At 62.7% G+C, this 13,173-nt stretch carries 15 protein-coding genes; 1 reads left to right on the top strand and 14 read right to left on the bottom strand.

The window, feature by feature from the left end; translation table 11 throughout:
• Window positions 1-3: 3 nt before the first annotated feature.
• The 9 genes from B5G03_RS04045 to B5G03_RS04005 all read right to left on the bottom strand — a co-directional run bounded on the left by B5G03_RS04045 (window position 4) and on the right by B5G03_RS04005 (window position 8,046).
• Window positions 4-654, bottom strand: a complete 651-nt coding sequence (locus B5G03_RS04045; protein ID WP_087180487.1) for a 4Fe-4S binding protein — start codon at window positions 652-654, stop codon at window positions 4-6.
• Window positions 651-857, bottom strand: coding sequence for a 4Fe-4S binding protein (locus tag B5G03_RS04040; protein ID WP_087180486.1), 207 nt, complete (start codon window positions 855-857; stop codon window positions 651-653). Before B5G03_RS04040 ends, B5G03_RS04045 begins: the two co-directional genes overlap by 4 nt.
• A 256-nt stretch (window positions 858-1,113) precedes the next feature.
• Window positions 1,114-2,556: an N-acetylglucosamine-specific PTS transporter subunit IIBC gene (nagE, locus tag B5G03_RS04035; RefSeq protein WP_242962285.1), complete on the bottom strand. Its 1,443-nt coding sequence runs from the start codon at window positions 2,554-2,556 to the stop codon at window positions 1,114-1,116.
• A 106-nt stretch (window positions 2,557-2,662) separates the two neighbouring features.
• Window positions 2,663-2,920 carry an HPr family phosphocarrier protein gene (locus tag B5G03_RS04030; RefSeq protein ID WP_058967114.1) on the bottom strand — a complete coding sequence of 86 codons (258 nt, stop codon included), beginning with the start codon at window positions 2,918-2,920 and terminating at the stop codon, window positions 2,663-2,665.
• A 4-nt stretch (window positions 2,921-2,924) separates the two neighbouring features.
• Window positions 2,925-4,538 carry a phosphoenolpyruvate--protein phosphotransferase gene (gene ptsP, locus B5G03_RS04025; protein WP_087180485.1) on the bottom strand — a complete coding sequence of 538 codons (1,614 nt, stop codon included), beginning with the start codon at window positions 4,536-4,538 and terminating at the stop codon, window positions 2,925-2,927.
• A 21-nt stretch (window positions 4,539-4,559) separates the two neighbouring features.
• Entirely contained in the window at window positions 4,560-5,054 is a 495-nt protein-coding gene (locus B5G03_RS04020; protein WP_087180484.1) for a PTS sugar transporter subunit IIA, read from the bottom strand.
• A 92-nt stretch (window positions 5,055-5,146) separates the two neighbouring features.
• Entirely contained in the window at window positions 5,147-5,980 is an 834-nt protein-coding gene (locus B5G03_RS04015; RefSeq protein WP_087180483.1) for a PRD domain-containing protein, read from the bottom strand.
• Window positions 5,981-6,244: 264 nt separating this feature from the next.
• Window positions 6,245-6,985 carry a copper homeostasis protein CutC gene (locus B5G03_RS04010; RefSeq protein WP_087180482.1) on the bottom strand — a complete coding sequence of 247 codons (741 nt, stop codon included), beginning with the start codon at window positions 6,983-6,985 and terminating at the stop codon, window positions 6,245-6,247.
• A gap of 59 nt (window positions 6,986-7,044) precedes the next feature.
• Window positions 7,045-8,046 (bottom strand): helix-turn-helix transcriptional regulator, encoded by a 1,002-nt coding sequence (locus B5G03_RS04005; RefSeq protein WP_242962284.1) that lies wholly within the window; start codon window positions 8,044-8,046, stop codon window positions 7,045-7,047.
• A gap of 173 nt (window positions 8,047-8,219) precedes the next feature.
• On the opposite strand from B5G03_RS04005, the gene B5G03_RS04000 reads away from it, so the two are divergent.
• The gene (locus B5G03_RS04000) at window positions 8,220-8,567 is read left to right on the top strand and encodes a helix-turn-helix domain-containing protein (RefSeq protein WP_087180481.1); all 348 of its coding nucleotides are present in this window, start codon (window positions 8,220-8,222) and stop codon (window positions 8,565-8,567) included.
• Between the two features lie 130 nt (window positions 8,568-8,697).
• Here the strand turns inward: B5G03_RS04000 and B5G03_RS03995 are convergent, their stop codons facing one another.
• The 5 genes from B5G03_RS03995 to B5G03_RS03980 all read right to left on the bottom strand — a co-directional run bounded on the left by B5G03_RS03995 (window position 8,698) and on the right by B5G03_RS03980 (window position 13,147).
• Window positions 8,698-9,312 (bottom strand): hypothetical protein, encoded by a 615-nt coding sequence (locus B5G03_RS03995; protein WP_087180480.1) that lies wholly within the window; start codon window positions 9,310-9,312, stop codon window positions 8,698-8,700.
• On the bottom strand, window positions 9,309-10,004 hold the full coding sequence (locus B5G03_RS03990; protein ID WP_087180479.1) for a hypothetical protein: 696 nt from the start codon (window positions 10,002-10,004) through the stop codon (window positions 9,309-9,311). Before B5G03_RS03990 ends, B5G03_RS03995 begins: the two co-directional genes overlap by 4 nt.
• A 109-nt stretch (window positions 10,005-10,113) precedes the next feature.
• On the bottom strand, window positions 10,114-11,622 hold the full coding sequence (locus tag B5G03_RS03985) for a recombinase family protein (RefSeq protein ID WP_087180478.1): 1,509 nt from the start codon (window positions 11,620-11,622) through the stop codon (window positions 10,114-10,116).
• Window positions 11,619-11,753, bottom strand: coding sequence for a hypothetical protein (locus B5G03_RS17980; RefSeq protein WP_275539296.1), 135 nt, complete (start codon window positions 11,751-11,753; stop codon window positions 11,619-11,621). Before B5G03_RS17980 ends, B5G03_RS03985 begins: the two co-directional genes overlap by 4 nt.
• A complete protein-coding gene (locus tag B5G03_RS03980; protein ID WP_242962283.1) occupies window positions 11,750-13,147 on the bottom strand; it encodes a peptidoglycan D,D-transpeptidase FtsI family protein in 1,398 nt (465 codons plus the stop codon). Before B5G03_RS03980 ends, B5G03_RS17980 begins: the two co-directional genes overlap by 4 nt.
• Window positions 13,148-13,173: the final 26 nt, after the last annotated feature.

Raw genomic sequence — 13,173 nt, 5'->3', positions numbered from 1 at the left:
GGCTCACGCCTCCTTTTTGCCGCATCCGGTGCAGCCCGCGCAGCCTTTGGCGGAGCAGGCAGTCTGCTCCTTGCCCTCCCGGGGCGCGCGCAGCTTGCAGATCAGCTGGGTCATGGTGCCCATGGGGCAGAACACGCACCAGCTGCGGGGTTTGAACAGCGCCATCACGATCCAGCCGATCAGGTTGGAGGTGAGCATCAGGCTGTAGAACCCGAATGCGAACTGGGCCACCCAGGGCGCCGCCTCTCCGTTATAGGCCCAGTCCCAGGGCAGGCGGAAGGTCCAGAACAGCTTGACGGTCTCGCTCAGATTCTGTGCCCCCGAGCCCACCAGGTAAGTGACCCAGAGCATCTGAAAGAACATGGCGAAGAAAAAGACGAGAAATCCGTACCGGAACCACTTGGAGCGCATCCAGTTCGGGGTGGGGCGGTTGGCGCTGAGTTTCAGCTTGCCGCCCAGCAGCGAGAGAAACTGCCCCCGGTCACAATAGCGGTTGCAGTAGAGCTTGCTGCCGCCGAAGATGGCAATGATCAGCGGCAGGCAGAAGAAGATCATGCCCAGCCAGGCGAACAGGATATTGAAAAAGCCCAACGCCAGATAGATGGGCGTGACGATCCACAGGTAATCGTACCAGTGCTTTTGCTGCTTCTTCACGGCTGCATCCCCCTTTCCTTCAGTTCAATGGCCCCTGCCGGGCATTCCTTGGCACAGCGGCCGCAGCCCACACAGCGGGCTTCGTCCACCCGTGCCTCCACTCCGTGCCACACGGCGATGGTCTCCATCGGGCAGACCTTCACACAGCAGCCGCAGGCCACACAGTAGTCCCGGTCCACCCGGGCGTAACGTTTTGACGGCATATGTTCCCCCTTGCCGCGCGCCCCGGATACGGATGACCAAACCGGGCCGCGCTTTTCGTTTAAGTATTTAAGTAAATACTAATATAATAAAATTCACCGGCCTTGTCAAGACCGGCGCAAAAAAACGGCCAAGGCCGCATCCACTGCCAGGCAGGGATGCGGCCTTGACCGCTTATGAGGTTGGGGCGGGCGGATGCGGCCTGCCTTGTGGGCCCAGGCAGCCGCAACTCAGCGCCCCAAGTTGGGGAACAGATGCTTACTTAACCAGCTTCTTGAACTCGTCAGCCACGAACTGGACCTTGGGTCCGATGATGACCTGAACGCTGGTCTTGCCCGGGCGAACTACGCCAGCAGCACCAGAAGCCTTGATCTTCTTCTCATCCACCAGCAGGCGGTCCTTGACCTCCAGACGCAGGCGGGTGATGCAGTTGTCAACGCTGGTCACGTTCTCAGCGCCGCCAACGCCTTCCAGGATGGCAGCGGCCATGGCAGCATAGTTGCTGCTGCTCAGCTCGATGTTCATCTCGGCGGCAGTGTCGTCGTCCTCACGGCCGGGGGTCTTCAGATCCAGCTTGGTGATCAGCACACGGAAGATCACGTAGTACAGAACGAAGAATACCAGGCCGATGGGGATCAGCAGCCAGGAGTTCATGGCGAAGGGAGCCTTGAAGCTCAGGAACCAGTCAACGAAGCCAGCGCTGAAGTTGAAGCCCGCACGGATGGGCAGGGCAGCCACGATGCCAACGGACAGGCCGGTCAGCAGAGCGTGAACAACGTACAGAGCGGGAGCCAGGAACATGAAGGAGAACTCCATGGGCTCAGTAACACCGGTCAGGAAGGAGCACAGGGCAACGGACAGCAGGATGCCGGCGGTAACCTTCTTCTTCTTGTCCTTGGCGGTGTGGTACATGGCCAGAGCAGCACCGGGCAGACCGAACATCATGACGGGGAAGAAGCCAGCCTGGTACATACCGGTCTGACCCAGAACGCCGCCTTCCATGGTGCCCCAGAACTTGCCGATATCGTTGATGCCGGCAACGTCGAACCAGAACACGCTGTTCAGAGCGTGGTGCATGCCGATGGGGATGAGCAGACGGTTCAGGAAGCCGTAGATACCGGCGCCCACAGCGCCCAGACCCAGCACGCTCTCACCGACCCATACCAGGAAGCCGTACACAACGGGCCATACGAAGTACAGGGGGATGCAGACCACCAGAGTGGTGAGCACGGTCATGATGGGCACGAAACGACGGCCCGCAAAGAAGCCCAGGAAGTCGGGCATGTTGGTCTTGTAGAACTTGTTGTAGCACCCGGCAGCGATCAGGCCGCACAGGATACCGATGAACTGGTTGTTGATCTTGGCGAACGCCGCGGGAACGGTGGCGTCAGCGCCCAGGATCAGCTGCACCACACCGGTGCCGAGCATGGTCTGCACGGTCAGCCAGGAAATGATGGCAGCCAGTGCAGAGGTACCTTCCTGATCCTTGGACATGCCGATGGCTACGCCCAGAGCGAACAGAATGGCCATGTTGTCGATCAGAATGCCGCCGGCCTTAATGAGCAGCAGAGCCAGCAGGCTGTTGGCGCCCCAGCCGGTGGGGTCGATCCAGTAACCAATACCCATCAGGATACCGCCGATCGGCAGGCAGGCCACGGGCAGCATCAAAGACTTGCCCAAGCGTTGCAAAAATCGCATCATAAGTAATATCCTCCTAACACAGATTCCGGCGCCCGGCCGCAATGCCGGAGCGTCGAATTATCAGCACAGGGGCGGCCGGCCCACAGCCGCCCCTCTTTGCCCAAACTTACAGGTTGGCCTTCAGGAACTCGGCCATGGAGGCAGCCGCAGCCTCCTCGTCAGCGCCGTCAAAGGTCAGGGTCAGTTCCATACCCTGCTTGGCAGCCAGCTTCATCACGCCCATGATGCGCTTGGCATCCACGGAGGTGCCGTTCACAGCAACGGTCACGTTGCAGGCGTTCTTGGCGGCCTCTTTTACCAGCAGGCCGGCGGGACGGGCGTGCAGGCCCAGGGGATCGGCGATTACATGTTTGATTTCTTTCATTGAATTATACCTCGCTTTCGCAAACTTTCTTTCTCAATTCCAAAACCCGGCCGGGCGATACCGACAACTCGTCGTAGCCCATATCCAGGAAGGTTTCCGTCAGGGAGAGATCCGCGCCCAGCTCGCCGCAGATGCCGCACCAGATGCCCTCAGCATGGGCATTCTCGGCGATCATGCGCAGCAGCGCCAGCACCGCCGGGTGATGGGGATCGTAGAACTCATCCAGCTTGGCATTCTGCCGGTCGATGGCCAGAGTGTACTGGGTCAGATCGTTGGTGCCAACGCTGAAGAACTGGACCTCCTTGGCCAGCTCGCGGCTGAGCACCGCGGCGGCGGGAGTCTCGATCATGATGCCCAGCTCCACCTCACCGAAGGCAATGCCCTCGGCGGTCAGCTCGGCCTTGATGGTCTCACAGAAGGCCTTGATGCGGCGAACCTCGTCCACCGAGATGATCATGGGGAACATGATGCACACGGGGCCGAAGGCGCTGGCCCGGTAGATGGCCCGCAGCTGCGGCCGGAAGATGTCCTCCCGGGTCAGGCAGATGCGGATGCCCCGGTAGCCCAGGGCGGGGTTTTCCTCGTGGTCCAGACCGAAGTAGTCCACCTGCTTGTCGGCGCCGATGTCCAGGGTACGGATGACCACCGGGCGGCCCTGCAGGCCTTCCACCACCTTGCGGTAAGCCTCAAACAGCTCCTCCTCGGTGGGGAAGGTGTCGCGGCCCAGGTAGAGGAACTCGCTGCGCAGCAGGCCCACGCCCTCGGCGTCGCCCTCCAGCACGTACTTCACGTCGTCCGGGTTGCCGATGTTGGCAAACAGCTTCAGCTTGCGGCCGGTCTTGGAAACGGTGGGCTTGCCACGGTAGGCCTCCAGCTGCTGGCGGTAGGCCTGGGCCTCATCCCGCTTTTTCTCCATGGCAGCCTGGGTGGCCTCGTCCGGCTCGATGTAGTAGCGGCCCTCGAAGCCGTCCACGATCATCAGCTTGCCGTCCAGCTCGTCGTCCAAAGTAATCTGAGCCTGCACCAGAGAAGGAATGTTCATGATGCGGGCCAGGATGGCGGTGTGGCTGTTGGAAGAGCCCTGGCGGGTCACAAAGGCCAGGATCTTATCCTTGGGCAGCTGCACGGTCTCGCTGGGGGTCAGGTCCTCGGCCACCAGGATGCCGGGCTCCTCCATGGAGAAGCCGGTCTTGCCGCCGCACAGGATGTTCACCAGGCGGGTGGCCATATCCTTTACGTCCACCGAGCGGGCCTGCATGTAGGCATCGTCCATGGCGGCAAAGGCTGCGCTGAACGCGTCGCCGGTCTCATGGGCCGCCTGGGCAGCGCTTGCGCCGCCGGCGATCATGTCCTGCACGCCCTCCAGGTAATCCAGGTCGTCCAGCATCATCATCTGAACGTCCAGGATCATGGCCTGCTCTTCGCCGATCTCCCGCTTGGTCTTTTCAAACAGCTCGGTCAGCTGAGCGCGGGCCGTCTCGCGGGCCTCGTCGAATTTCTTCTGCTCGGCGGCGGCGTCGCCGCAGGAGCCGGGCAGCTCCGCCTGCTGATGGCGGTACACATAGGCACGGCCGATGGCCACGCCGGAAAATACGGGTCTACCGGTACCCTCACGCATTACGCCTGTTCTCCTCTCTTTTTATTCCTTGACCAGAGTCAGAATGGTGTCGCCCTCGCTCACGGCAGCGCCGGTGTGGGCGTTCACTTCCTTGTAATCCGCGGTGTTGCAGATCACCATGGGGGTGATGGTGTCGAAGCCGGCGGCGGCCACAGCCTCCCGGTCGAACTCGATCAGCAGCTGGCCTGCCTTCACATGGTCGCCGGTCTTGGCGTGGGTGGTGAAGTGCTCGCCCTTCAGTGAGACGGTCTCCAGGCCCACGTGGATCAGCACCTCAGCGCCGCAGTCCGCCTTCAGGCTTACCGCGTGACCGGTGTCGAACATCAGGTCCACGGTGGCGTCGCAGGGGGCGACCACACGGTTGCCGGTGGGCTTCACCGCAACGCCCTTGCCCAGGATCTCCTCACCGAAGGTGGGATCGCTCACCTGGTTCAGGGGAACGGCCTCGCCGGCCACCGGCGCGCCCAGCGTGATGCCGCTGGATTTCTTGCCAAACAGTTTGTCGAAAATGCCCATGATAATGGTTCCTTCCTTTCCTTGATCGTCCTGTGTTATACAAAATCGAAATGGTTTCGGGGTCTGTTAATTATTGTTACGCGGCGCAGTGCTCAAACTTTCCTGCAGGTGCGGTGCAGGCTGGCGGCCAGATAGGCCTCCTCCTCAGGGGGCAGCCTGGTGCCGCTGCGGCTGCCCAGCCCTTCCACGATCTGCTGGGCGCAGTGGAATTCCTCCGGATAGCACTGCCGCACCGCCTCCACGAAGCGGGGGTCCTTCTGGGTCTGCTTCTGGCCGGAAAAAGCCCGGAACACCAGGAATTTCAGGTGCACGGTGAATTCGTCGTAAAAGCCGCTTTCCTGGTCCAGATTCAGCCGGGGCCAGCCCGCCAGGCTGGTGAGCACGTCGTGCAGGGTCTGGGTGATGCGCAGGGTATCCTGAATGGAGTTCTCATACTCCGCGTTTACCAGATGCAGCGCGATGTTGGCGGCCTCGTCGTCCGGGAAGCGGATGCCCAGCTCCTGCCAGAGCAGCTCCAGGCCGTATTTGCCCAGCGCGTACTCCCGCGGGTAGAAGGTGCGTACCTCCGCCAGCAGGGTGTTCTGGAACACGGTGCCCTGGCGCAGGCGCTCGATGGCAAAACAGATGTGGTCGGTGAGGGTCAGATAGACGCTGGGGCAGAGCCTGCGGCCCAGATCCTGTGTGGCCCGGTCCACGATGCGGCTGCACAGCTCGATCTGCTGGCTCGGCAGCGTGGAGAACAAATCGGTCAGGCGGCGCGCCTCGTCCGGCGTCTGCATACGGAACAGCTTTTCCACCTTGGTCTCATCCAGCTCATCGCCGCTGCGAAGGGCAAACCCAAGCCCGCGGCCCATGGCGATCACTTCCTGGCCGTTTTCGTCCAGGCAGGACACAACGTTATTGTTGATGGATTTCAATACCTTCATTCGCACGTTCCTCTCGCCCCGGTCAAGGCAATAAAAAAAACCATATTCAAAACTCTCCTCCGCGTTTGCGGAAGAGACGTGTTTGAATATGGTCTTGCCTGCCGTACAGTAACAACCCACTGTTCTTGTCAGCTAAATCTTACCAACCCGTTCACAGACTGTCAATATTTTTCCAGAGAATCGAATTCTTTTCTATTGTTTGCACAAACATTTTTTCGCTAATTTGTGCAATTCATGCCTTGAAATTTGGTTGGATTTGTGGCCTTACAGGCTTGCCAGCAGGTCCTTTGCCTGGCGCACCAGGGCAGGGTCGGTGTATTCCCGCAGATATTCGTCCGCCACAGGCAGGCCCATGGGCACGCCCTGACGGCGGAAGGTCATGGGGCTTTCCACTGCTTTTTTGGCGGAGAAATGGAACTGGCGCACGCCGGCGGCGGCCAGCTTTTCCATGTTGCCGGGATTCACGCCGCTGCCTGCCAGGATGTTCACCCGGCCATCGGCCCGCTGCACCAGCTGGGTCAGCAGAGGGATGCCCTGCTCGGCCTTTGCCTGCTGGCCGGAGGTGAGGATGGTATCAAAGCCCAGCTCCACCGCGTCCTCCAGCGCCTCGAAGGGATCACGGCAGACGTCGAAGGCCCGGTGCAGGGTGCGATGCAGCCCGCCCGCGGCCGCCGAACAGCGGGCCAGGAATTCCTTATCCAGCGCACCGTTGGGAAGCAAAGCCCCCAGCACTACGCCGTTCACGCCCAGGGCGCGGCACTGTTCGATCTCCCACAGGGTGGCCTCCTGCTCGGCGGGGGTGAAGCAGAAATCCCCGAAGCGGGGACGCAGCAGCACGTTCACCGGAATGTGCACCTGGTCCATGACCTGGCGCACCAGCGCGATGGAGGGGCTGGTGCCCCCGATGATCAGATTGCCGCACAGCTCCAGGCGGTCGGCGCCGCCCGCCTGGGCGGCCAGAGCGGATTCCAGCGAATCCACGCAGATCTCCAGCAGATGTTCCATGGTATTAACTCCTTTTCGCTTGGCCCTGGCCCGGCAGATACCGGGGCGACCGTTTGGGGTTATTGTACACCATGCGCCGGGTCAGGGCAAGCGGGGGCGGCATTCTCCTCCCCGCTTTTTTCCAGCTCCACCCAGTCGCCCTGGCTTTTCAGCCACATATCCAGTCCGTTGCCGCTGAACACCTCGGCCTCCGCGATGGGGTAGCCCCGATCGTCGTGCCCCACCACCCGGCTGGTGGGCAGCCGGTCCAGCACCGCCTCCAGATTGGGCCCGGTGTAGACAAAGCGCACCTTTTCCAGCTTGCCGCCGTACATGAACTGGATGCGCTTGCGCATCTCGCCCTCCTGGAAGCGGTCTTTATAAGGGACCCGGAAATGCTCATCGGTCACCTGCAGATCAGCGATACGGTCGATGCGGTAGATGGTGGGGCTTTTGTCCTGCGGGTTGTCGAAATGCTCCTGCCGGTCGATGCCCCGGATGAACGCAGCAAGATAAAAATAGTATTCGCTGAACAGGATGCCCACCGGCTCCACCACCCGCTCGCAGAGGGTGCCGTCCATCTTGCTGTAGCGGATGCGCAGCACCCGCTGCTCCTTCACGGCGGTGCCCAACTGCCAGAGCGACTCGATGAACCGGCGGCCGTGATGGGGCTCCACATAGTGGAACCGCTCATTCTGAATCAGTGCCACCACCTGCTGCAGCTGCGCGGCGGGAGTGCAGCCCTGAATGAGCTTGTCCAGGATGGGGAACATCTCCTCCTTGACCATGGAGCGGCTCTCCAAAAGGATCTTGCAAACGGCCAGCACCTCGCTGTTGGTCAGGCTGGTGGGTTCCTGCCGGGTGAGACGGTAGCCCTTTGCCTGAGGCTCGTACACCACCTCCCGGCCGTCGCGGCCCTCGGCGAAAAAGGCCTTCAAATCGTCCAGGTCCCGCTGGATGCTCTTTTCGGTCACCCCAAAGCGGACGGCATATTCTTTTTTGTTGATCACCCTCCCCGCCAGAAGCTCCTGTTGAAGGCTCAGAAGCCGGTGCTGCTTGCGGGCCACGCCGGTATCATTCACGCCATTCCCCTCCTATGATAAAACAAAAATTGTTATTATTTATTCTTTCAGTATACCCGTTGACATAATACTTTTCAATATAGTCCATAATATCAATACTAATTTGAACACAGGTTTCAAATACACTAAAGTAAAGAAAACACAATCAAAACATACAAGCAAGGGAGAGAGAGATGGCAGAAAGCAAAGCGATCGCACAGCAGGTGGGCGCGCGCATCCGTCAGCTGCGCACGGAGCGGGGCATGAGCCTGGAAAAGCTGGCCCTGGAATGCGGCATGAACCCGGCCTTTCTGGGCCATGTGGAGCGCGGCCTGCGCTGCCCCACCATATACACCCTGGCCCGGGTCTGTGGCGGGCTGGGCGTCAGCCTGGCCGAGCTGTTCCTGGCCGCGCCGGACAAGGAAAACGGCAGCGCCGCCGCCATCCAGCACGTGACCGACCGGATGCGCCGGCTCAGCCCCCGCCAGGCCAAGGCGGTGGCCCGCCTGGTGGATGACGCCCTGGAGCTGCTGGACTCCTGAGCCGCGTCGTTTTCTATATGCTACGCCTTTCTATGGACATACATTTGTCCATGGAAAGCGAATTGCGACGGAACACAAGCAAAAAAGCGCGGATGCTGCCCATTGGCACGCATCCGCGCTTTTTGGTTTGTCAGACAATGCTTTTGGCCAGCTGATACCACAGCTGCTCCCTGCCGCAGCCAGCCCGCCGCCCGGCAGACACCGTCAGCACCTGCACCTGCCGCCCCAGGCAACCGGCGGCCGCCTGCTGCAAAAGCCACTCGCTGTTTTCCTGGCGGCCAAAGCGGCACAGCTTCGGCTGGCTTGGCCGTCCCGCCTGTATCGCCAGCGCCGGGAACCGTTCCAGGGGCGTTGCCTTGCCCCCGCAGGCCCTGCGCCAGACCCGCTGTGCCCGAAGCCTGCCGCCCCGGCCGGGGGCCGCAAACAGAATCACCAGCTTTTTGCGTTCGGGCCCGCCGCCGGTTTGCAGAAACCGGGTCAGGCACTCCCGCTGGCCGCGCCCCGCCGGACAGCGCCACAGCTGCCAGTTTCCCAACGGCTGCGGCTCCCCGCTTCGGGTCCGCTGTGCGCCCAGTGCCCGCAGCAGCAGACGTTCTTCGCCGCCCGGCTCCCCCAGCAAAAGCAGGTCTGCCCCCTGGGCGAATCCCTTCCGGGCCAGACGAAGGCATTCGGCCTTCTCCGCTCCGGTCATGCCGGTACCGTCCAGCCAGACGGCAAAGGCCCGGGGCAGCGGCGCGCCGTTCACGGCTCCACCGCCATGAGCACCAGGCGAAGGCTGTCCGGCTGCTCCAGGTCGAACGCACTTCCCCACAGCACCTCCAGCTCTCGGGTCTGCTTTACCGTTCCATGCCACAGTTCCACCACCTCTTCCAGCCTGCAATCCACACTGGCCCCGATGCTCACCACCAAAGCCCCTTTCTTCGGCATTTGCCAGTCCTGGGCGGCCAGACTGGCGGCGATGCTCTGATTTTTTTCGCCGCCGCTGGCCTGCGCCAGCGCCAGCGACGCCCGAGAAGCTGCCCAAAGCCGCTGCATCAGCATCCTTCGGTCCAGCGTGGTGGCCAGGCTGGGCGTACAGAACAGCTCATGCAGCGCACTCAGCTCCTCTTCCGGGCTCAGTGCACTTTGCAACGTCACACAGCCCCGGGCGGGCAGTATCCGGGCATTTTTCAGCCCGCCCGGATTCCACAGCACCAGTGCCCCCCGCTGCCGCGCCCACCGGGCCAGCTCAGCCACCTCCCGGTACGCCTCTGCCCCGACGGTGAGATAGAGCAGCTCTGCCCCGGCAGCCTGGTCCGCGCCGCTCTGCATCAGGCAAAACGGGGCTTTTTCCTCTTTGCCGCCGATCTCCCGGGCCATCCATTCCCCCTGTTCCCCCGCTGCCACGGCCAACAGCCGCAGCGGCCGGTTCCGCTGCCCGGTCCAAACGTCACACATGGGCTTTCTCCCCCCTTGTTTTGATCACTGTACCAGTATAACGGCAGCGATGGACAGGGCCCTGTCCATATTCTTCCAGTTTTTAAAAATTTTCGTCTCTGCCTTCCGTTCAAAGCCCAGAGACGCTTTCTTTTTCCGGTTCGGGCCGGGCGAAGGCCAGGCGAAGCTCCACCTGCCCGCCCTCCTGCACATAAATCCCCCGGATCAGCTGGCCCAAAAGGGGCCGGTCCGGCTGCTCCAGCGCCAGCAGCCGGGCCACCCGCTGTTCCAGCCAGGCCGGGCCCGGCCCCGGCTCTGTTTCGGCCGCAGCCTGCCATTGGCGGCGCAGCTCCTCCTCCCTGCTCTGCAGCCGGGCGGCGGCCGCTGCATATTCTCCCGCGCCGATCAAGCCCTCCAGCCGGTCAGCATAGGCCTGGCGGCGCTGGGTTGCCAGCCGGTCCAGCCTGGCCTGCAGGCGGGCCGGGTCCGGCCGGTCCGGACGGAGCTGCGCCTGCAAGCGAACCGCCAGAAGAGCCGGGTCCGCCACAGCCTGCAACAGGGGCCGCAGCTGCCGGACCACCAGCTGCTCCAGCTTATCCTCCCGCAGGCGGTGGGCGGTGCAGCGGGCCGGGTCTTTGGCGTATGTACCGCAGATGAAATAACAGTAGCGCCCCACCCGGTGGGGATACATCCGGCCCCCGCACCCGGCGCAGAACACAAGCCCGCTGAGCGGATGCTCCGCCTTTTGCCCCGCGTACCGCCGGTTGCCCAGAAGGCACTGGACCTGCCGGAACTCCTCCTCGCTCACCAGCGACAGATGGGCGTTTTCGCACACCACCCACTGGGCCGGCGGCACCGCCCGCCGGGTGTGCACCTTGTAGCTGGTCATCTCGGTCACGTGCTGGGTCAGCGCGCCCCGGTAGGTGGGCAGGGTCAGAATGCGCCGCAGGGTGGCGGTGCTCCACCGGCCCCCTTCCCGTCCTGCCCGCCGGGCCGCCGGAGAGGGGATGCCGCCCTCTTCCAGCCGCCGGGCAATCTGGCTCAGGGTCCACCCGGCCAGGAACAGCCGGTAGATCTGTTTCACCACCGGGGCGGTATCCTCCTCCGGCAGCAGGTGGTATTTGTCCGCCGGGTCGATGCGGTAGCCGAAGGGGGCCTGCCCGCCCAGAAATTTTCCCTCTCGCTGCAAGGTGCGCTTGGCCCGCAGTACCTTGGCGCTGCAATCCTTGGCATACAGCTCGTTGAGCAGGAATTTGAACACGCTGGGGTCCAGGCTTTCCCGGCTGGCGGTCTGGGTGTCGTAGCCGTCATTCACCGCGATGTAGCGCACCCCCAGCCGCTGGAAGGTCTCCTCCACCAGGGTGAGCGCCTGGCCGCAGTTGCGCCCCAGCCGGGAAAGATCGGTGGTGGCAAAGCAGCGGATGCGGCCGCTTTGCAGCTGGGCCATCAGCCGCTGGAAGCCCGGCCGGTCGAAGTCGGTGCCGGTATAACCATCGTCCTGAAATTCCGCCACCACCCGATACCCATTTTCGGTGGCCCACCGGTGCAGATAGGCGCGCTGATTGGCGATGGACCCGCTCTCGCCGCCCTCGCCGTCCGCCGCACTCAGGCGCAGGTAGAGGGCAATGGGCTCGCTCATCTCTTTTCCACCTCCTGTTCCCACTCCTCCTGCCAGAGCGCCGCGCTCCGGCAAAGAAACTGCCAGACCAGCTCCTCCATCGCCGGGCTGTTCTCCTCAAACACCAGCTCCACCTCCAGATGCTGCTTCAAACCGCCGCTCCCCCTTTCGTCCTTTGCCTTTGCAGCCATTCTATGCGCTGAAAAAAACGGGCATGCGGCGTTTTGGTCAAACCATTCGCCGGACCCATCCGGTCGGCGGTGTAAAACTCGCTTTTGGCGGGTTCGGCGGGCAGGTCGATGCCGGTGGCCTCCCGCAGCCCAAAGGCCGCAAAGTAATCGCAGAAGGCATCTTTCCCCAGCCGCTGGCCGATCTGGATGAAGCTCTGGTTGCAGCTGTTCTGCAGTGCCTGGGCCAGGTTCTGGGGTCCGTGCTGGTTCCGGTTGGCGCAGTGGAAGTGCACCCCCGACACCCCGTAGGACTCTCCACAGAAAAAGCTGTCGCCGGTGGTGACCACGCCCGCGTCCAGCGCGGCGGCAGCGGTGATGAGCTTGAACACCGAGCCGGGCTCGTACAGATCGCTCACCGCCTTGTTCCGCCACTGGGTCTGCTGGGCCAGGGTGAGGGCCTGGGCCCTCTCCTCGCCGGTGAGGGAATCCACCTGGGCGCGCAGGGCTTCGTCCTGGATCACCCGGGGCTCGTTGGGGTCGTAGTCGGGCTTTGTGGAGATGGCCAGGATGCGTCCGGTGTCCACCTCCATCACGATGCCCACCCCGCGGGCGGAAACGCTGTACTCCTTCACCGCGGCGGAAAGATAGTTTTCCAGATAATGCTGGATGTTCGCGTCCACCGTGAGCTTCAGACTGTTGCCCTGCACCGGCTCCACATAGGTGTCGTAGTCGGTGGGCATGTCGTAGCCCCAGGCGTTCTTGGCGCTGAGCACCCGGCCGTCCTGCCCGGTGAGCAGGCTGTTGTATTCCAGTTCCAGCCCGGCCACGCCCTGATTGTCCACGTTGGTGAAGCCCAGCAGGCTGGCGGCAAAATCCCCCTCCGGGTACCAGCGCTTGGTGTCCTGCAAGATGAGGATGCCCTGCCAGTCGTTCTCCAGACAGGCGGCGCGCACCGCGTCGGCGGTTTCCTGATTCACCCGGCGCTTGAGCAGCGCGTCGTTGCTTTTGCGCTGGCTTAGCTTTTCCAGCACATCCGCTTCGTCCAGCTCCAGAAGCTGCGCCAGCGCGGCGGCGGCTTCGGCCACATCCTCGTCCGCCATCTCCCGGGGCACTGCCCGGATGGTCCAGCAGCTGGCGGACACCGCCAGCGGGGTGCCGTTTGCGTCCAGAATATCTCCTCTCGGTGCGGGGACCACACTGTCCCGCAATTGCTGGCCCGCAGCCCGCTGGGCGTAAAAGTCGTATTCATGGATCTGTAAATACCAAAGCCGCCCCACCAGGGTGGAAAAGCACACGGCTACAAAAAAACCGGCCGCCAGCCGGGTGCGCAGCTTCATTCCCCGGTCCTGGGCGGCCTGCGGTGTTTGTTTTTGCAAAAAAATCGCCCCCCTTCGCTCATTTA

It is taken from the genome of Gemmiger sp. An50 (genome assembly GCF_002161595.1).
GTDB lineage: Bacteria > Bacillota > Clostridia > Oscillospirales > Ruminococcaceae > Allofournierella.
This window is presented reverse-complemented; position numbering and strand designations above follow the sequence as displayed.